Source organism: Mesorhizobium sp. WSM4829, assembly GCF_055811475.1.
In genome coordinates, this window is the sequence record NZ_JBVVQJ010000030.1 from 65,864 (window position 1) to 84,300 (window position 18,437).

Genomic DNA, 18,437 nt, shown 5'->3' on the forward strand with positions numbered 1-18,437 from the left:
CGACAAGAGCGGCCTGGGGATGACCGACAAGGCAGCCGAGATGAACGCGGGTGACCACGCGGTCGGCAGGAGCCGGCGGCTGCGCACCGCCTTCGCCGCGCTTGGCATGCTGCCGGTCCTGATCCTTTTGGCGGCCGGCTTCCAGATCATGAACCCGCGCTTCCTCACCGAGACCAACCTGTTGATCGTCACCCAGCAGTCATCGATCAACATCGTGCTCGCGGCCGGCATGACCTTCGTCATCCTGACCGGCGGCATCGACCTGTCCGTCGGCTCCATTCTTGCCGCCTCGGCGATGGTGGCGGTGATGGTGTCGCTGGTGCCGGAGTGGGGCATGCTCGGCGTGCCGGCGGCCATTCTGGTCGGCCTCGGCTTCGGCGTCATCAACGGGCTGCTCGTCGCCTATATCAAGCTGCCGCCCTTCATCGTCACGCTGGGTTCGCTGACCGCCGTGCGCGGCGTCGCCCGCCTGCTCGGCCAGGACACCACGGTGTTCAACTCGGACCTGCCGTTCGACTTCATCGGCAACGGGTCGCTGTTCGGCATTCCCTGGCTGGTCATCATCGCTCTGTCGGTCGTGGTGCTGTCCTGGCTGGTGCTCAAGCGCACCGTGCTCGGCACCTGGATCTATGCCGTCGGCGGCAATGCCGAGGCTGCCCGCCTCACCGGCATCAAGGTGCCCCTGGTGCTCCTCTTCGTCTATGGCGTTTCAGGCCTTCTCGCCGGCCTTGGCGGCGCCATGTCGGCGGCTCGGCTCTATGCGGCCAACGGGCTGCAGCTTGGGCAGTCCTACGAACTCGACGCCATTGCCGCAGTCATTCTCGGCGGCACCAGCTTCGTCGGCGGCGTCGGCTCGATCTGGGGCACGCTGATCGGCGGCCTGATCATTGCGGTGCTCTCCAACGGGCTCATCCTGGCCGGTGTTTCGGACATCTGGCAGTACATCATCAAGGGATTGGTCATCATCGTGGCGGTCGCCCTCGACCGCTACAGGCTCCAAGCGGGAGCAAGAACGTGATTGACCTTCGTCGCCGGCGTCAACGACCCGGTTTCATTTAACGCACCGTGAGAGGCGCGGGGCATCAGGAGGAAAACAATGAAGACCATCGCTAAACTGCTCTGCGGCGTAGCCCTCGCGGCCGTCGCCGTCGCACCGGCCTCGGCCAAGGATCTGAACAAGGTCGGCATCTCGGTCGGCCTGCTCGGCAACCCGTTCTTCGTCGCCACCATCAAGGGCATCGAGGACGCCGCCAGGAAGATCAACCCGAATGTCGAGGTGACGTCGGTGTCGGCCGACTACGACCTCAACAAGCAGGTCTCGCAGGTCGACTCGTTCATCGCCGCCGGCGTCGACGTGATCATGCTCAACGCCGTCGACGCCAAGGCGATCGCGCCGGCGGTGAAGAAGGCGCAGGCGGCCGGCATCGTGGTTGCCGCATTCGACGTTTCGGCGCCGGGCGCCGACGTCACCGTGATGACCAACAACGTCAAGGCCGGCGAAGCGGCCTGCCAGTATCTGGTCGACCACACCGGCGGCAAGGGTGACTATGTCATCCTGAACGGGCCGGCATCGTCGTCGATCCTCGAGCGGGTGAAGGGCTGCAAGGACGTGCTGGCAAAACACCCGGACATCAAGATCCTCTCCGACGACCAGAATGCCGAAGGCTCGCGCGACGGCGGCCTGAAGGTGTTCCAGTCGCTGCTGACCCGCTTCGACAAGATCGACGCGGTGTTCGCCATCAACGACCCGACGGCGATCGGCGCCCAGCTTGCGGCCAAGCAGCTCAACCGCTCGGAGTTCATCTTCACCGCGGTCGACGGCGCGCCCGACATCGAGAAGGAACTCTCTTCCGGCACCTCGATGATCAAGGCCTCGGCCTCGCAGGATCCTTACGTCATGGCCGGCCAATCGCTGCAGATGGCAGCTGAAGTGCTCGCCGGCAAAAAGCCGGCCGAGGCGACGGTGCTGCTCGACCCGCAGCTGATCACGGCAGAGAACCTGAAGGACTATAAGGGCTGGACCGCGGCCCGCTAGCTAAAGCCTCCCAAGGCTGGTGCGGCCGGGTGACCGGCCGCACCAATTTTTGTTTGAGCATCGGATTATTCGCAAAACCGGTTCCCACTTCTTGGGTCCGATGCTCTCGAGCAGCAGGAGACGATCATGTCGCGCATTGGAATCCACTCTTTCGTCTGGTCGGCGAGCTCGGCGCAAGACGACCTCGAACGGACGCTGGCCAACACCAGGGAGGCGGGCTTCGACCTGATCGAATTCTCCTATCTTGACCCTGCCAATGTCGATGTTGGCGGGCTGGCCAAGCGCATCGCCGACCTTGATCTCGGCGTGGCGATCAGCATCGGGCTGCCGCCCGACGGCGACATTTCAAGCGCCGACAAGGCGATTGCCGCGCACGGCGTCGAAGTCCTCAATGACACGATCGCGCTCACCCGCGATCTCGGCGGCCGGAAGGTCGCCGGCATCCTCAGCACCAGCCATGGACTGCAGACTGAGGCGCCGACGCGCGATCAATGGAACCGCAGTGCCGCCACGCTTGCCAAGGTCGCGGAGACCGCCAAGGCCGCCGGCGTCACGCTCAACCTCGAAATCGTCAACCGCTTCGAGAGCAATCTGCTCAACACCGCCGCGCAAGGGTTGGCCTTCATCGAGGACACCGGTTCCGACAACATTTTTCTGCATCTCGACACGTTCCATATGAACATCGAGGAGGCCGATGTCGGGTTGGCCATCCGCCACGCCGCCAAAAAGATCGGCTATGTCCATATCGGCGAGAGCCATCGCGGCTTCCTCGGCACCGGCAACATCGACTTTGCCGCGATCTTCGATGCGCTGACCGCAATCGGCTATGGCGACGACCTCAGCTTCGAATCCTTCTCGTCGGAGATCGTCGACGAGAACCTGTCGAAGAAAACCGCCATCTGGCGCAATCTGTGGACCGACAATATGGAGCTGGCCCGGCATGCGCGCCGCTTCATCGCCATCGGGCTGGAGACGGCGCGGCGCAAGGCCGAGCTTGTTTCGTCAAGCCATCAGCCTTAGGGCTACCCGACATTGATCGATCGGGAACGATCGGGGCGTGGCGCTACTCAGCCTCCTGCGGTCTGCGCCGCGATGCAGCGCTCGAGCATGATGCGGTCGGCCGCGAGAATCTCGGCGATCAGCCCACCACGTTCCTTGGCACTGACGAATTCCAGGCGGCGCAGACCGAGGGGATCGATCCTGTTTCGCAGGATGGCGAGCGTAGCATCCGAAGGGAGCGGGACCTTCCGGCAGTCGGAATCGAATATCACGGGAAAGCCGGTGGCATCACGGATCTGCTGCTGCCCGATATCAGGCATGGTTTCGATGACGATCAATTCCCGGGTCGATCGGTCGAGCCGAAACACACAAAGATCGGTGAACACCCGCGCCTCACCGGTCCGATAGCCCATCGGCTCGCGTTCATTCTGGGTGAGTAAGCCGCGCGCCGAACTGGCGATCTCGACGTCGTCTACCAGCGACTGCACCGAATGGCGGGGAATGTAGAGCAAATAGTCGCGATGCATGTTGGCGACGTCGGCCATGCCGCCCTGCCCTGGCAGCCGGATGAGGCCGCCGTCGGGCTTGCGCAGCGCAATGGTGTTGACACGGCCGCGTCGATCGACCTGCGCGGCGCCGACGATCTCATGCGTCACCGCACCGGCCTGATAGTAGGTCGAATAGGTGTCGTCGCCACCGGCATGCGCCACCGCCGTCTCGCAATCGAGGCTTTCGATCAGCGACAGGATCATTGGGCTAGGCGCGATATCGAGATGGCCGCAACTCATCGTCGCGATGATCATGTCCGGCGCGTGCGTCGCCTTTGCCAGCCGGTAGGCGACGTTGGCCAGCGGCGACACCGCGCCGGCGCTGGCAAAGCTCTCATTGTCGAGTTCGGCGGCGATGCGGGCGGCGATGATCTCGTCGATGGACGCCTTCTTTTCGCCGTGCACAAGCGCGGGCATTGCGAGGGCCGTTTCAGCGCGGACTTTCGCAGCGTCCTGAACCAGCCCCGGCACGCCTTCGGAAGGCAGGCGCAGAGTGCCCGCCAAAGGTGTTTCCCTGGCCGCGAACGCCCCCAACAACGCTTGATAATCGGTCACATAGAACGGCAGGCACGAGGCCGGATAGGCGCCGCCCGGCGCCAGCGCTATGGCCGAGACCTGATTGCGGGTGAGAATGCTCTGGCGCCCATCATGCCGCAGCGCGCCGACCGGGACGATTTCATCGACCGTGACCAGCACCTGCCGCGCCGCGCCGGCCATGGCGAAGTCGAGCGCCCTTGGCCCGATGATCTGGACATTGCCGCTCTCGTCGGCGCGCTGGGCGTGGACGACGAACGTATCGAGCCGCAGCGGCGGGATGAACCCGGTCTCGGTGCTGGCAATGGGATCGGGCGCAGAGATCGCGCAAGGCACGCACGCCAGCATGTCCGAGCCCAACGGAAGCTGGAACGGCATCGACGGCAGGTTTTGCTGCGCCGCCCGCAACGCCTGGATCATCGCCAGCGCCGTCCAATCGCGAACCGGCACGGCATCCGTCTCGGCAGCCGCGCGGAACCGCGGCGGAAGGCCGAAAATATCCAGGCTGGAAAAGCAGAGGTCGATTTCCGCTACCGCATCCGCTTCGAGAAGCAGTTCGAGCGGCAGCCCGCCGGCCCAGCAGACGTAGCGCAAATCCTTGACGCCCGAGCCGGCGATGGCGCGCAGCAAGGCGATCGGCAGCCGGGCGAAATGGTGGCCACCGACGCCAAAGACGTCGCCGCCTCCGACCATCGCGGCCAGTCCCTCGACATCGGTGAAGCGGGGCCGGTTTGATTTGACCAGGGATATCATCGCGCAGCCTTCGCCCGCGCAGCGCTTTTCTCGGCAAAGGCCTTAACCCGCTGCCGGCCGGTCTCGCTGCGATAAAGCCTGCCCAGAATGTCGCGCTCCATGGCAAGACCGTCAGCCAGGACGCCAGACACCGCATGCGCCGTCAGCACTTTCAGTCCTTCGATTGCGGCAGCCGGTTCGGCGGCGATCATTTCGGCCAGTTCCAGCGCCCGCGGCATCAGCCTTTCGGCGTCGACGACCTCGTTGACCAGTCCGGCCTCGATCAATTCGGAAGCCGGCACGATGGCTCCGGTCATCAGCAGGAGATTGGCGCGGTTGCGGCCGAGTTTCTGGACGCTGCGCTGTGTGCCGCCGCCGCCGGGGATCAGCCCGAGCTTGATCTCCGGCAGGCCGAATTTCGCGAACTGGCTGGCGACCACGATGTCGCAACACAGCACCAGCTCCATGCCGCCGCCCAGCGCGAAGCCGTTGACCGCGGCGATCACCGGCTTGCGGTTGTTCTCGATCGCCGCATACAGGCGCGCGCCGGCGGCCTGGAAGGCGTCAAACTCGGCAGCCGTCTGGCCGGCATATTCCTTGATGTCGGCGCCGGCCATGAAGCCGCGCCCCTCGCCAGTCACCACGATCGCACTGACGCCGTCATCCTGCGATAGCGCCTCGAAGGCGCCGGTGATCTCGCCTTGCATCAGCCGGTTCATGGCATTGAGCTGGTCGGCGCGCCTGAAAGTGACGACGGCGACGCGGCCCGAGGTATCGACCGTGAGTGTCTGGTAGGCGGGCATTGTCAGGCAGCGTCCACGGTCATGTCGCCGGACGCCTCCAGCGCGGCGATCTCATCCTTGGAGACGCCGAACTCGCCCAGGATTTCGCGACCATGCTGGCCGACCAATGGCGCCGGCCGTTCGATGGTTGCCGGCGTCTCGCTCATCGTGACTGCAGGTGCCACCACCCTGACCTTGCCGCCGCGCGGATGATCGTAGCTGGTGATCATGCCCATGTGCTTGACCTGCGGATCGTCGGCCGCGCGTCTTATGTCCTTCACCTCGGCGCACCAGATGTCGACTGCGAGCAGCCGCCCCAGCAGATCCTGCGTCGCAAACTTCTTGGTCTCGGCGTTGACCCTTTCGAACACCTCGTCGCGCTTGTCGAACAGGGTCTTCAGATCGTCGTAGACGGCAAGCTGCGGCGCTTCCAATGTCTCATACAGCGTCCTGAACGGGCTCATGGCGATCGACAAATAGCCGCCGTCCTTTGTTTCGTAGATGCCGAACGGCGCCTGCATGCCGGGATGGCCGATACCGGAATTCGGGCGCACGAAATCTTCGCCGAGATTGAGCACGGCGACATATTCCTGGTTGAGATGCGCGAGCAGGCCGGCCAGCAGATTGACCTCGATCTTCTGGCCCTTGCCGGTTTTCTCGCGATAGTAGAGCGCCGACAATATGCCGTAGACCATGTTCATCGCGCCGATCTGGTCGGCGAGACCAGCACCCGCCGGAACGGGAGCCTGGTCGCCGCGGCCGGTGTTGGAAATCAGCCCCGACAGCCCCTGGATCAGCATGTCCTGGCCGGGACGCTCGACATAGGGACCCTCCTCGCCATAGCCGGAGCCCGAGCAATAGATGATGCCGGGATTGACTGCCTTGAAGTCCTCGTAACCGTAGCCAAGCTTGGCCAGTACGCCGGGGCGAAAATTCTGCACCACGACGTCGGCCGTCTTCGCCATCTCCATGATGATCGCATTCACCTTGCGGCTCTTCAAATTGAGCGCGATGGAGCGCTTGTTGCGGTTCCAGGCGAGGAAGTTCGGGCTCTCGGAACCGCCGACCCATTTGGCGAAGAAGGTCATGCTGCGGAACATGTCGCCGGCGCCGGCGCGCTCGATCTTGATGACGTCGGCGCCCATGTCGCCGAGCAGCTGGGTGGCGAACGGCCCCTGCAGCAGATGGCTGAAATCAAGAATGCGGACGCCTTCGAGGGCTTTGTTCATATCATTTCTCGTTTCGTGTCTTCAAAGCAGATCGGGAACATAGCGTGGCGCGGCGGTGAGCCCGCCGTCGACGCGCAGGTCGGTACCGGTGGTGAAGCCGGCAGCGTCCGAGGCGAGATAGACGGCGGCTTCGGCCACTTCGGAAGGCTCGCCGATGCGGCCGAGCGGATGCATCTTCACCCAGGCCTTGGCGAGATTGCCGCCGGTCTCCCTGACCAGCCTGTCGTTCATCGGCGTGTTGATGGTGCCTGGCGAGATCGAGTTGACGCGGATGTTGAGCGGGCCGAACTCGACCGCCATCTGGCGTGTCATCGCCATCACCGCGCCCTTGGCGCCGGCATAGGCGGTCCAGCCGTCGAGCCCGACATGCCCTTGTGCGGAGGCCATGTTGATGATCGAGCCCGATTTCTGCGCGATCATGTGCGGCAACGCGCATTTGCAGCCGCGGAAGACGCTGGTCAGGTTGACCGCGATCAGGCGGTGCCACTGCTCTTCGGTCATCTCGTGGACCGGCATGCCGCCGATGGCGATGGCGGCGTTGTTGACCATGACGTCGAGATGGCCGGTCTTGCCGACGGCCGTGGCGATGACATTGGCGATGTCGGCCTCCTTCGACACGTCGCAATGAAAATAGTCGGCATCGTGGCCGGCCGCGCGCAGTTCCGCCGCGAAATGTTCACCCCTCTCGTCGGCAATGTCGCTCAGGAAGACATGCGCACCCTCCCTTGCCATCGCCTCTGCAATCGCATGGCCGATGCCGTCGGCGGCGCCCGTAATGACGGCGGTTTTCCCCTTGAGACGATCCATGTCAGCCTCCAATGATGCGCCGGCGCTTCGCTTCGTCGAAAGCGACCGCGGCGATGATGATCATGCCGGTGATGACCAGCTGCCATTCGGTCGGCAGGCCGAGGCCGCGCAGTCCGTTGGACAGGAACTGCAGGATCAGCACGCCGAGCGCCATGCCGGTCAGGCTGCCGATGCCGCCGGCAAGACTCACCCCGCCGAGCACGGTGGCGGCAACGACCTGGAACTCGAAATTCAGTCCCGCCGTATGCTGCGCCGAGCCGACGCGGGCCGCCAGGATGATGCCGGCAACCGTCGCCAGTAGCGCGCTGATGACGAAGCAGATGAACTTGACGCGGCGCACATCATAGCCGGCGAGGCGTGCCACTTCCGGATTGCCGCCGACGGCATAGATCTGCCGTCCAAACGGCCGGTGCTGTATCATGTAGGCGAAGGCGACGAGCAGGACGATCGCAATCACCGCCGAATAGGGAACGACATTGAACAGGCGGCCATCCGACAGCGCGATGAAGCTGTCGAGAGCGGCATCGTCGGGGATCGCGCGCTGGCCGGTATAAAGATACACGCCACCGCGCATGATGAACATTGTGCCGAGCGTCACGATCAGCGAGTTGATGCCGGCATAGGCGGTGAGATAGCCATTCACCACACCGATGATCAGCCCGAACAGCAGCGCGCCGCTGATGCCGAGCGCAAGCGAGTTGGTGTCGTTCATGATGATGATCAGCGGCAGGGCGATGGTCGCCAGCAGCGACCCGAACGAAATGTCGACCTCGCCGGAGATGAAGACGATGGCGCAGCCGATGCCGGCGGTGAGCGCCAGCGAAGCCTGGCCGAGCACATTGGTGATGTTGCGCACGGAGAAGAAATTCTCGGCGGTAAAGGAAAAGAACGCGATCACCAGGACGAGGCAGAGGAGCAGCGCCAACTCCTGCCGCGCCAAAAGCCGCGCCAGCATGGACGGCCCGGCTTTCATCGTATCGGTGCTTGCCAGGCTCATCGCTTGCTCCCTTCGAAGGCGTCGGCCGAATGACAATGACAGGGAATGCTGCCGCGAGGCGACATCGTCTTATCCGATCGCTGCATTGAGGATTTTCTCCTGCGTGGCGTCGTCGCGGGACATGATCGCGGTGAGCCGGCCTTCGCACATCACCGCGACGCGATCGGCAAGTCCCAGCAACTCGGGCATTTCCGACGTCATCATGACGACCGCCAAGCCTTCGCCGGCGAGCCGGTCGATGAGCGCGAAGATCTCCGACTTGGCGCCGACATCTATACCACGGGTCGGCTCGTCGACGACGATCACCTTGAGGCCCCGCATCAGCCAGCGCGAGATCAGCACCTTCTGCTGATTGCCGCCCGACAGGTTCTTCACCTGCTGGAACAAGCTGGGCGTCCTGATGCGGAAACGGTCGACATAGTCCTGCACCGCCTTGCGTTCCCTGGCCTTGTCGATGAAGCCCATACTGGCGAAGGCGCCGAGCGAGGCGAGGCTGGCATTCTGGTAAACCGGCAAATCGCCCATCAGCCCTTCGCTCTTGCGGTCCTCGGTGAGCAGGCCGATGCCGAGCCGAACGCCGGCGTGCGTGTCATGCGGCGTCAAGCGATGACCGTCGACGGAAATCGTGCCGGAGGTGACCGGATCAAAGCCGACGATCGCCTTGGCGAGTTCGGTTCGCCCAGCCCCCATCAAGCCGAAGAAGCCGAGGACTTCGCCGGCATGCGCTTCGAAGGACACGTCCTTCAGCTTCTTCGCCGTGCTGAGCCCTTGCACGGAAAGGGCGACCTTGCTGCCCGGCGCGCCGCGCTTGCGGGGAAACAGGCTTTCAATGCGCCGGCCGATCATGTCCTGGATCAGCGTGTCGTTGGTGTGATCACCGATTGCCCTGGTCGAGACGTGCCGGCCGTCGCGCAGAACAGTGACCGTGTCGGCGATCTCGAAAACCTCGTCGAGCTTGTGGCTGACATAGAGCACCGCAATGCCGAGTGTGGCCAGCCGACGGATGACGGTGAACAGCAGCGAAATCTCATTCGGTGTCAGCGATGACGTCGGCTCGTCCATCACCACGACGCGGGCTTCATGGGCGAGCGCGCGGGCGATCTCGACCATCTGCTGCTGGCTGACCGGCAGCGATCCCGTCCGCGCCGCCGGATCGACGTTAAAACCGATGCGGTTGAACAGCGCGGCGGAATCCGCGCGGATCTTTCTCCAGTCGATCGAGCCGCCCTTTCCGGTCGGATAGCCTTCGAGGAAGATATTCTCGGCGACGGTGAACTCGGAGATCAGCGCGATCTCCTGGAAGACGACCTTGATGCCCTCTTTCAGGCTGTCGCGCGGCGACTTGATGTCGAGCTCGCGGCCGCGCATGCGAATGATGCCGGCATCCTTGCCGTAGACCCCGGCCATGATCTTGATGAGCGTCGACTTGCCGGCACCGTTCTCGCCCATCAAGGCGTGGATCTTGCCGGGCTCCAGCGTGAGGTCGACATTGTCCAGCGCCACCACGCCCGGAAAGCGCTTGCCGATGCCGCGCATCTCGAGCGCCGGCACGCCTGTGTCGACGGCCGGGCCTTCGCTGGAGTGAAGGAAATCAACCGACATTGGCTCTGTTCCGGATGATGTCGAGATAGGTCGCCAGAATGATCACCACGCCGGGCACCACCATCTGCAGATCCTGGTTCCAGCCGAGAATGATGATGCCGTTGTCGATGACCTTCAGCACCAGAACGCCAAGCAGCGTGCCGAACAGCGTGCCGCGCCCGCCGAGCAGGCTGGTGCCGCCGAGGATGACGGCGGCGATAACGGTCAGCTCGAAGCCACGTCCGGCGGTTGGCTGGCCCGCATTCATCAGCGACGACAGGATCATGCCGGCAACCCCGACGCACAGGCCGGTGACGACGAAGGCGAACAGTTTCAGGCGTTCCGAGCGCACTCCGGAAAGTCGAACCGCTCGCTCATTGGCGCCGACCGCATAGAGGTAACGGCCAAGCATGGTGAAGCGCAGTGTCACGGCTGCGATTGCGAAGATGACCACCGCGATGACGACGGGCAACGGGATCGCGCCGATATAGCCGGCACCCAGATCAGTGAAGGAGATAAGCCGATGGTGGTTCTGCACGGCCTCGCGGGTGAACAGATAGACGCCGCCCTGCAGCATCATCATCGTGCCGATGGTGGCGATCAGCGAGTTCACCTTGAGCCTGGTGACGACCAGTCCATTGAATAGGCCGACCCCGCCTGCAAAGGCGAGTGCTGCCAGCATGCCGAGTGCGAGATTGTGCGTCGAATTCAGCACTGCCATGCCGATACAGCCGACAAAGGCGAGCGACGCCCCGACCGAGAGATCGACTTCGGCGGTGATGATCAGCATGGTCATGCCCGAGGCAACGATCAGCACCAGCGCGCATTGGCGCAGGATGGCGATGATATTGGCCTCGGAATAGAACTGTGGCGCCACCATCGAGATGGCGATGCAGAGCATGGCCAGAATCACGCCTAACACGAGCTGGCTGCTGCCCAATAGCTGGCCGACGATGAAACGCCTTGGCGCGGAAGATTGCGTAAGCTCGCTCATTTTCCATTCATTCCGGGCGGCGTCGGCGCTGCCGCCATATGGAAACCTGCAGGCCCGAAACCGGGCGGTTAACCTGTTTGCCGTCGGCATCCGATCCCTGCCCTTCCCGCCGTGCGGGAAGGGCACCCGAAATCCTTACTTCTTCAGATCGGCGGAGGTTTTCATGCACTTTTCCGGCGGCTGGAGCGCATTGACGGCGTCCCATTTGATCGTCCGGACAGTGCCGTCATAATCGTAGTACTTCTTCCAGTCGTCGCCTTTCATAGGCGCGGTCGGGCTGACGATGTGCTCGGGCACCTCTTCGCCGTTGAACAGCTTCACTGCGGCATCGATAGCGGTGTAGCCTTCCTTTTCCGGGAACATCGCGGCTTCGATGCGGTAGGATGGCTCGTTCTGTATGGCATTGATGAAGGCAAGGCCTTCGCCACCCGTGCCGACTGTCAACAAATTGTCCTGCGACTTGCCGGCCGCTTTCCAGGCCTGCAGGCCGCCCAGCGAAGAGGAATCGTTGATGCCATAGATGATGTTGATGTCGGCATTCTTGGCCAGTGCCGCCGCGGACACTTCGAGCGCGCGGTCGGGATTGCCGCCGCCGTCGAGGTCGTGGACCATGACCGCGTCGGGGATGATGGTCTTGAGGCCATCCATGAAGCCTTGCGAGCGCAGGACGGTCGCCGACAGGAGCGGCAGGCCGACATTCATCACCTGGGCTTTGCCGCCGAGCTTTTCCTTGGCGTATTTGCCTGCTTCGACGCCGGCCGTGTATCCGGTATCATAGTCGCAGATCGCGACCATCGTCGTCATGCCCTTGACCGGATTGCCTTCCAGAACGACCGGGACGTCATTGGACTTCGCCTGGCGCAGCAGCGGCACGACGCCCTCCTCATTGACGGGCGTGACAATCAGCACGTCGACGCCCTTGGCCATGAAGTCTTCCGCGGCAGAAACCTGCTTGGCGATATCGAGATTGGCGTCCTGCACCTCAAGCTCGATGCCGAGTTCCTTGGCACGGGCCTGCATGCCCTTGATGACGTTCTGATACCACTCATGGGTGGCGTAGTTGGTGACGTAGCCGATGCGCTTCGGCATGTTTTCGGCCTGCGCGGCAGCGGCGCTAAGAGCCAGCACGGCCGCCGAAGTAAACAGGATTGACTTGGACCAGTTCATCTTCTTCTCCCTATTTATCGTCTTGTTAGTTGCTGAACGGATAGTCCCGCCGTTCCGGGTCCGCACGTGAGGAGGCGATGGCTTCACCCGCGCCTAACGCCGCCGATATCGTCTCGGCGGCCGCCTTCGCCCGTTCGAAGACGGTCTCGCGATCGAAGCGCGCGGCTTTCTGCGGCAGGAATGGTACGGTCAGCGCGGCAATGACCGCACCGGTGTGATCGCGCACCGGCATCGAGACATTGGTGCAGGCCTCGACGGCCAGCGAGGCGCGCATCTCGTAGCCGAGCCCTGCGACTTCGTTCAGCCGCGCTTCGATTTCGGCCCGCGTGCCCTGCCCTTCGCCGGCAGCGACGATCCGCTCGACGATGCGGTCACGCTCGGCGCGGTTCGAATGCGCGAGCAGCACCGCGCCGGAGCTCGTTTCAAGGATCGGGAAATGTGAGCCGAGCGCGACCGAGTAGCGCATCGGCAAAGGCGAATCGATCTGCAGCACCACCAGCGCGCTCTCGCCTTCGCGAACGACCAGATGACAGCTTTGATCGGTATTGGCCGAGAGCTCGCGCATCACCGGCAGCGCGCATTCGACCAGCCGGTTTACCGGCGGATGCATATGCGCCAGCTCGAACAGCTTTAGCGATAGCCGGAAGCGATCGGATTGCGTCCGGAAGATGTAGCCGCGCTTCTCCAGCAGAAGCAGGATGCGGTATATCTCGTGGATGGAGCGTCCCAGGCCGGCAGCGATTTCGGTCTGGGTCAGCGGCTCGGCGCTGGACGCCATGAACTCCAAGACATCGAGCGCCTTTTCCACTGCCGGCACCCGATATCCGTTGCGGCTGCTTTCGCCTTCATCGACGATCTGGGCTATGTCGGCGGCCATTATGCGACGCTCCGTTCCGGCTGGGTTTGCCTGGTCTCGCGGTAAAGGCGGTTCAGCCGGTCCGCGAGCTCCGTCGCGGGCATGTCGCCGGCGATGGCAGCGGCCGCATGCGGCGCGCATTCGCGGAAAAAGGCGATGAAGCCTGGATGTGTCGGGCGCAGGTAGGACGCTTCGATCGTCGCCAGCGTCGAACTGAAGAAATTGCCGGAAAAATCGTTGACGTCGGCGTCCTTCCAAGCCGCCAGCGATCCCGGCTGTCCGCCTGCTTTCACGTAGTCGCCACGCTGGTAGCCGGGCGAGCACAGAAAAAGCGCGTAGTCGATGGCGGCCTGTTTGTGTTTCGACTGGGCGCTGACCCCGATGCCGGCACCACCGAGCAAGGCGCCGGCGGATCGCGGGGTCGGCACGTCGGCGCAACGCAGATACGGCCGGTCGGCTTTCGAGGCATAGTTCACATAGCCGAAGGCGAACGGCACATAGACCACATCGTCATGCGCGATCATGTGGTCATAGCAGCGGATCGGATTCCATTTCGACGAATTCGGATGCGACAGCTCGGCAAGCTGGCGCAACTGCGCGACAGCCTGCTCGACCTTCTCCCTTGCAATGAACTCCTCGCCGTTTTCCTGCGGATGGCCGAGCGTCAAGAGCAGGCACATGGCGTCGGTCGACACGAACGGCAGGCCAAGCCACTTGCCATCCTTGCGCGCGCGCCGGCCAAGTTCCAGCACCTCTTCCTGGGTAGTGGGCACTGTTGCGTAGCGCTCCAGGAGATCCGGGCGATATGAAGCGATCTGGCAGGCGGCATCGATCGGCAGTGCCCACTGACGGCCGTTTCTTGCGTAGGATCGCCAGGACGCGCCGACCGAGTCGCGCTCGAACAAGCTGCGCTGTTCCGCCGAGAGATAGCCGTCGAACGGCACCATCAGTTCGCCGTCGGCAATGTCGCCGATGAAGGGATGGTCGAATACGATCAGATCATAGGCGCCGAGCACCGGACCAAGCACGCCCTCGCCGAATTCGTAGAGGCTGCGGCGGTCCCATTCGATTTCCAGAGCGGGATTGTTGGCGCAATACGTCTCGATGCTGGCGTCGAGCGGTCCCCAGCAGCGTCGATGATCCCACGCCAGACCGCGCAGCCTTGTCATTCCTGCAAAAACCTCCCTGAACCGGGCGAGAGCCATATCCGGGATTACTAGCAGGTATTTTTACCTGGGCAAGATATTTTCACATAAGAAAACTGTTTAGGCTTCCGGTTGCGATCCTCAGGCCAGCTCAAAACGTTCCACGGCGCGCATGATGCCACGCAGCTCGGCCAGGCCTTTCAGGCGGCCGATCAAAAAATAGCCGGGGTTGATCCTGGTCTTGCCGATATCGTCGGCGAGCAGATGGCCATGATCGGGTCGCATGGGAATCCGCCAATCAGCGCGACCTTCCCTTCGGCGGCGCGTCTCTTCCTGCATCAAAGCGAGGATGACATGCGCCATGTCGGTGCCGCCCTCCAGATGCTCGGCTTCATGGAAGGAGCCGTCATCCTCGATGGTTACATTGCGCAGATGGACGAAATGGATCCGGTCGGCGAACTCCTTGATCATGCCGACAATGTCGTTGTCTGCGCGCGTACCGTAGGAACCGGTGCAGAATGTCAGGCCGTTGGCCGGGCTGTCGACGGCGTTGAGGATGAAACGCGCGTCCTCGGCGGTCGAAACGATCCGTGGCAGGCCATAGAGCGAGAATGGCGGGTCGTCGGGATGGATGCACATGCGCACCCCCTCATGCTCGGCCACCGGAATGATCTCGCGCAAAAACCAGGCCAGATTGTCGCGCAGCTCCTTCGGCCCGATCGAGTCATATTCCGCCAATGCCTCACGAAAACTATCCCGGTTGTAGCTGCGCTCGGTTGCCGGCAGGCCGGCAATGAGATTGCGCTCGATCCTGTCGATCTGCTCTTCGCTCAATTCCTTCAGTCGCGATTCCGCTTCCGCGATACGTGCCGCGCTGTAGCCGAATTCGGCATTCCTGCGCTTCAGGACGAACAGGTCGTAGGCGGCAAAATCGATCGCATCGAACCGCAGTGCGTAGCCCGTCGTTGGAAGCCGATAGGCAAGGTCGGTGCGGGTCCAGTCGACCACCGGCATGAAGTTATAGCAGATCGTCGCAATGCCGGCCTTGGCGAGCGCACGGATCGTGTCCTTGTACCAGCCGACATAGCGAAGCCGTTCCGCCGAGCCGATCTTGATCGAATTGTGGACGGGAATGCTCTCCACAACCGACCAGGTCAGCCCTTCGGCCTCGATGACCCGCTTGCGCTCCAAAATGTCCGTCAAAGGCCAGGCGCGGCCGTCATAGATATTATGCAGGGCGGATACGACGCCCGTGGCTCCGGCCTGCTTGACATGATCGAGCGTCACCGGGTCGTCAGGGCCATACCAGCGCCAGCATTGTTCCATCGAGGCTTTTCCTTTGCGATAAAACGGAACCGTATTGTTGGGCCACAATGGAAGTCAAATTAAAGGAGTTTGCGCCATGAAGGATTTCGACGGCAAGATTGCTCTGGTGACGGGGACGACCGGGATCGGCCTGGCAACCGCCAGACGTCTTGCGGCGGGCGGGGCGGCGATCATCGCCTGCGGCATCGACCGCGCGGCCAACACGGCGATGAGAGCGGAACTGGGCAGCTCCGGCGCCGAGGCGCTGGTCGTGGCCGTCGACGTCTCCGTGCCGGATCAGGTCCGCGACGCGGTCGCAGCCGGTGTTGAACGGTTCGGCGGCCTCGATATCATCGTCAATTCCGCGGCGGTCCATCCGTATGGCACCGCTGTTAGCACCGATTTCGACATCTGGAACCGGGCGATGTCCGTCAATGTCGGCTCGATCTACCTGACCGCGCATTTCGGTATTCCGGAAATGATCAGGCGAGGCGGCGGCGCCATCGTCAACGTGGCTTCGGTGCAAGGTTTCGCCTGCCAGCAGAACGTCGCCGCCTATGCCACGACCAAGGGCGCCATCCACACATTGACGCGCGCTCTGGCGCTCGACCACGCGCGCTCCGGCATTCGCGTCAATTCCGTCAGCCCGGGCTCGATCCGCACCCCGATCCTGGAAAAGGCGGCGCGCGGCGAAAACGGCACCGACGCCGATGTCGAGGCCGCCTACAAGCGCTTCGGCGAAGCGCACCCCATCGGGCGCATCGGCGAGCCGGAGGAAGTGGCGGAACTCATCGCCTTTCTGTGTTCGTCGAAAGCCGGGTTCTGCACCGGGGCGGACTACAGGATCGATGGCGGCCTGACTGCCGGCATCGGCGTGAAGTAGAACGGGAAGATCGGTCTCGGCTTTACGGGAGACGTTGTCATCGGACGATTTTCGGTCAGCCGCCACACGAAGCACCGACGGGGCGAACCAATAGCGCATAACATGCGCGAGCGCGAATACTGCACTTGCAGCCGGTTCAACCGTCTGATTCCCTTGGTTACGCTGGGCTGTCCTGATTCGCGCACTGTCAAAAATCTTTGCAGCGCGCCGGGAACAAGCCTTCCACCGACCGCTGCGCTTGCGCATTCAAGGGGAGAGACGGCAAATGAACACTGCAACGAGGCCGACAATCTCGGAGATGAGGCCCAAGATATCCGTCATCGGGGTTGGCGGCGGTGGCGGCAACGCCATCAACAACATGATCGCCGAAGGCTTGCAGGGCACCGAGTTCATCGTTGCCAACACCGATGCCCAGGCGCTCACCATGTCGAAGGCAACGCGGCTGATCCAATTGGGAGCGCACGTCACGGAAGGCCTTGGTGCCGGATCCCTGCCCGAGGTCGGCCATGCCGCGGCCGTGGAATCGATCGACGAAATCATGGACCATCTTGCGGGAACGCATATGTGTTTCGTGACCGCAGGCATGGGAGGCGGAACTGGAACCGGTGCAGCACCGGTCATAGCGCAGGCCGCGCGCAACGCAGGAATACTGACCGTGGCCGTCGTCACCAAGCCGTTCGTCTTCGAAGGAAACCGCCGAATGCATGCGGCCAATGAGGGCATCGAGCGGCTGCGCGAAAGCGCCGATACCGTCATCGTCATACCGAACCAGAACCTCTTCAGGATCGCCGATGCCAAGACGACGTTCGCGGACGCTTTCGCCATGGCGGACCGCGTACTCTACGCCGGCGTCGGCTGCATAACCGATCTCATCGTCAAGGAAGGCCTGATCAATCTCGACTTTGCCGATGTGAAGTCGGTGATGCGCGATATGGGTCGCGCGATGATGGGGACCGGCGAAGCCACCGGCGAGGACCGCGCCAGGAAGGCAGCCGAAGCGGCGATCGCAAACCCGCTTCTCGACGAAGCGTCGATGATGGGCGCCAAGGGCGTCCTTGTCTCGATATCGGGCGGCACTGACATGACGCTGTTCGAGGTCGACGAAGCCGCCACCCGCATCCGCGAGGAGGTCGACGCCGATGCCGACATCATCGTCGGCGCCATTTTCGACAAGGCGCTCGCAGGAAAATTCAGGGTGTCGGTGGTTGCGACGGGATTGCGGCGGGGGCTTGAGATTCCGCTGACGGTGGGGTTGGAAAACCGTGTGAATTGAGCGACGCCCTTATGGCAGCACCACGGCAGGTTTCGACTGAAGGTCCGACGCACCGGACACCGCCGCCAGACGGTAATCGGGCGGAACGCCCAACCCTGATTGTTGCGGGATAAGCCTGCACAGCAAGCTGTCGGTTTTGCCTGCGCGACTTCTTGCTGTCGAATTGGAACGCCAGGCAGCGCTCATGGCGCCGGCCGCGTGAACAGGGTGCGGAACAGTTCCTCAGCCCGTCGCAGGCCCTCATCTGTCAGAACCACCGACTTCGCCTTGTTTGCCGGATTGGCGATCAGTCCCTTCTGGTGCAAGCGATCCAGAGCATCCCAATCCAATCCCTTCCAGGCGCGCCTCTCTTCATGCAGCGTTAGCCAAAGCAGCCCGAGAACGGCATTGTCGATCTTGTCGGTGTCCGTCTCCATGCCAAGCAGATTAACACGGGAAGACGGCGCCTGCCGAGACCCACACCGTCGGGTAACTCGATGAGGATCAAACTGGCCGCGCCAGGCTGCAAACGCAAAACGGCCCGCGTGAAGCGGGCCGTTTTGAGGATTTGGTTGCGGGGACAGGATTTGA

The 18,437-nt window shown here is 63.0% G+C and carries 17 protein-coding genes; 5 read left to right on the forward strand and 12 right to left on the reverse strand.

Features of this window, described 5'->3' with window-relative positions:
* The first annotated feature begins 19 nt into the window (after nt 1-19).
* The 3 genes from AC0L17_RS24875 (at nt 20) to AC0L17_RS24885 (ending at nt 3,055) form a co-directional block, all read left to right on the forward strand.
* A complete protein-coding gene (locus AC0L17_RS24875) occupies nt 20-1,018 on the forward strand; it encodes an ABC transporter permease subunit (protein ID WP_473517765.1) in 999 nt (332 codons plus the stop codon).
* Between the two features lie 78 nt (nt 1,019-1,096).
* On the forward strand, nt 1,097-2,035 hold the full coding sequence (locus tag AC0L17_RS24880) for an ABC transporter substrate-binding protein (protein WP_091595356.1): 939 nt from the start codon (nt 1,097-1,099) through the stop codon (nt 2,033-2,035).
* Nucleotides 2,036-2,161: 126 nt separating this feature from the next.
* Entirely contained in the window at nt 2,162-3,055 is an 894-nt protein-coding gene (locus tag AC0L17_RS24885; RefSeq protein WP_473517754.1) for a sugar phosphate isomerase/epimerase family protein, read from the forward strand.
* Nucleotides 3,056-3,102: 47 nt separating this feature from the next.
* On the opposite strand, the gene AC0L17_RS24890 is transcribed toward AC0L17_RS24885, so the two are convergent.
* From AC0L17_RS24890 to uxuA, 11 genes are all read right to left on the reverse strand, one after another.
* The gene (locus tag AC0L17_RS24890; RefSeq protein WP_473517755.1) at nt 3,103-4,869 is read right to left on the reverse strand and encodes a CoA-transferase; all 1,767 of its coding nucleotides are present in this window, start codon (nt 4,867-4,869) and stop codon (nt 3,103-3,105) included.
* Entirely contained in the window at nt 4,866-5,651 is a 786-nt protein-coding gene (locus AC0L17_RS24895) for an enoyl-CoA hydratase/isomerase family protein (protein WP_473510906.1), read from the reverse strand. The genes AC0L17_RS24890 and AC0L17_RS24895 overlap by 4 nt, the downstream gene beginning before the upstream one ends.
* A 2-nt stretch (nt 5,652-5,653) precedes the next feature.
* Nucleotides 5,654-6,859, reverse strand: coding sequence for a CaiB/BaiF CoA transferase family protein (locus tag AC0L17_RS24900; protein WP_473517756.1), 1,206 nt, complete (start codon nt 6,857-6,859; stop codon nt 5,654-5,656).
* 21 nt (nt 6,860-6,880) lie between these two features.
* The gene (locus AC0L17_RS24905; protein WP_473517757.1) at nt 6,881-7,666 is read right to left on the reverse strand and encodes an SDR family NAD(P)-dependent oxidoreductase; all 786 of its coding nucleotides are present in this window, start codon (nt 7,664-7,666) and stop codon (nt 6,881-6,883) included.
* 1 nt (nt 7,667) lies between these two features.
* Complete coding sequence (locus AC0L17_RS24910; protein ID WP_473517758.1) at nt 7,668-8,663, reverse strand: ABC transporter permease; 996 nt, start codon at nt 8,661-8,663, stop codon at nt 7,668-7,670.
* A 69-nt stretch (nt 8,664-8,732) separates the two neighbouring features.
* Nucleotides 8,733-10,265 (reverse strand): sugar ABC transporter ATP-binding protein, encoded by a 1,533-nt coding sequence (locus AC0L17_RS24915; protein WP_473517759.1) that lies wholly within the window; start codon nt 10,263-10,265, stop codon nt 8,733-8,735.
* A complete protein-coding gene (locus tag AC0L17_RS24920; protein ID WP_473517760.1) occupies nt 10,255-11,238 on the reverse strand; it encodes an ABC transporter permease in 984 nt (327 codons plus the stop codon). Before AC0L17_RS24920 ends, AC0L17_RS24915 begins: the two co-directional genes overlap by 11 nt.
* A gap of 135 nt (nt 11,239-11,373) precedes the next feature.
* Nucleotides 11,374-12,405, reverse strand: a complete 1,032-nt coding sequence (locus AC0L17_RS24925; protein WP_473517761.1) for a sugar ABC transporter substrate-binding protein — start codon at nt 12,403-12,405, stop codon at nt 11,374-11,376.
* Between the two features lie 25 nt (nt 12,406-12,430).
* The gene (locus tag AC0L17_RS24930) at nt 12,431-13,282 is read right to left on the reverse strand and encodes an IclR family transcriptional regulator (protein ID WP_473493377.1); all 852 of its coding nucleotides are present in this window, start codon (nt 13,280-13,282) and stop codon (nt 12,431-12,433) included.
* Nucleotides 13,282-14,430, reverse strand: coding sequence for an extracellular solute-binding protein (locus AC0L17_RS24935; protein WP_473517762.1), 1,149 nt, complete (start codon nt 14,428-14,430; stop codon nt 13,282-13,284). Before AC0L17_RS24935 ends, AC0L17_RS24930 begins: the two co-directional genes overlap by 1 nt.
* 117 nt (nt 14,431-14,547) lie before the next feature.
* Nucleotides 14,548-15,732, reverse strand: coding sequence for a mannonate dehydratase (gene uxuA, locus AC0L17_RS24940; RefSeq protein ID WP_473517763.1), 1,185 nt, complete (start codon nt 15,730-15,732; stop codon nt 14,548-14,550).
* A 76-nt stretch (nt 15,733-15,808) separates the two neighbouring features.
* On the opposite strand from uxuA, the gene AC0L17_RS24945 reads away from it, so the two are divergent.
* Both AC0L17_RS24945 and ftsZ read left to right on the forward strand, forming a co-directional pair.
* Nucleotides 15,809-16,594, forward strand: coding sequence for an SDR family NAD(P)-dependent oxidoreductase (locus AC0L17_RS24945; RefSeq protein ID WP_091595352.1), 786 nt, complete (start codon nt 15,809-15,811; stop codon nt 16,592-16,594).
* 265 nt (nt 16,595-16,859) lie between these two features.
* Nucleotides 16,860-17,867, forward strand: coding sequence for a cell division protein FtsZ (gene ftsZ / locus AC0L17_RS24950; RefSeq protein WP_023797312.1), 1,008 nt, complete (start codon nt 16,860-16,862; stop codon nt 17,865-17,867).
* 182 nt (nt 17,868-18,049) lie between these two features.
* On the opposite strand, the gene AC0L17_RS24955 is transcribed toward ftsZ, so the two are convergent.
* Nucleotides 18,050-18,283 (reverse strand): DUF6429 family protein, encoded by a 234-nt coding sequence (locus AC0L17_RS24955; RefSeq protein WP_473517764.1) that lies wholly within the window; start codon nt 18,281-18,283, stop codon nt 18,050-18,052.
* Between the last annotated feature and the right edge of the window lie 154 nt (nt 18,284-18,437).

Excerpts from the sequence above, each read along its gene's own strand:
- AC0L17_RS24875 (WP_473517765.1), top strand. The coding sequence starts at position 20 with ATGACCGACAAGGCAGCCGAGATGAACGCGGGTGACCACGCGGTCGGC.
- AC0L17_RS24880 (WP_091595356.1), top strand. The coding sequence starts at position 1,097 with ATGAAGACCATCGCTAAACTGCTCTGCGGCGTAGCCCTCGCGGCCGTC.
- AC0L17_RS24885 (WP_473517754.1), top strand. The coding sequence starts at position 2,162 with ATGTCGCGCATTGGAATCCACTCTTTCGTCTGGTCGGCGAGCTCGGCG.
- AC0L17_RS24890 (WP_473517755.1), bottom strand. The coding sequence starts at position 4,869 with ATGATATCCCTGGTCAAATCAAACCGGCCCCGCTTCACCGATGTCGAG.
- AC0L17_RS24895 (WP_473510906.1), bottom strand. The coding sequence starts at position 5,651 with ATGCCCGCCTACCAGACACTCACGGTCGATACCTCGGGCCGCGTCGCC.
- AC0L17_RS24900 (WP_473517756.1), bottom strand. The coding sequence starts at position 6,859 with ATGAACAAAGCCCTCGAAGGCGTCCGCATTCTTGATTTCAGCCATCTG.
- AC0L17_RS24905 (WP_473517757.1), bottom strand. The coding sequence starts at position 7,666 with ATGGATCGTCTCAAGGGGAAAACCGCCGTCATTACGGGCGCCGCCGAC.
- AC0L17_RS24910 (WP_473517758.1), bottom strand. The coding sequence starts at position 8,663 with ATGAGCCTGGCAAGCACCGATACGATGAAAGCCGGGCCGTCCATGCTG.
- AC0L17_RS24915 (WP_473517759.1), bottom strand. The coding sequence starts at position 10,265 with ATGTCGGTTGATTTCCTTCACTCCAGCGAAGGCCCGGCCGTCGACACA.
- AC0L17_RS24920 (WP_473517760.1), bottom strand. The coding sequence starts at position 11,238 with ATGAGCGAGCTTACGCAATCTTCCGCGCCAAGGCGTTTCATCGTCGGC.
- AC0L17_RS24925 (WP_473517761.1), bottom strand. The coding sequence starts at position 12,405 with ATGAACTGGTCCAAGTCAATCCTGTTTACTTCGGCGGCCGTGCTGGCT.
- AC0L17_RS24930 (WP_473493377.1), bottom strand. The coding sequence starts at position 13,282 with ATGGCCGCCGACATAGCCCAGATCGTCGATGAAGGCGAAAGCAGCCGC.
- AC0L17_RS24935 (WP_473517762.1), bottom strand. The coding sequence starts at position 14,430 with ATGACAAGGCTGCGCGGTCTGGCGTGGGATCATCGACGCTGCTGGGGA.
- uxuA (WP_473517763.1), bottom strand. The coding sequence starts at position 15,732 with ATGGAACAATGCTGGCGCTGGTATGGCCCTGACGACCCGGTGACGCTC.
- AC0L17_RS24945 (WP_091595352.1), top strand. The coding sequence starts at position 15,809 with ATGAAGGATTTCGACGGCAAGATTGCTCTGGTGACGGGGACGACCGGG.
- ftsZ (WP_023797312.1), top strand. The coding sequence starts at position 16,860 with ATGAACACTGCAACGAGGCCGACAATCTCGGAGATGAGGCCCAAGATA.
- AC0L17_RS24955 (WP_473517764.1), bottom strand. The coding sequence starts at position 18,283 with ATGGAGACGGACACCGACAAGATCGACAATGCCGTTCTCGGGCTGCTT.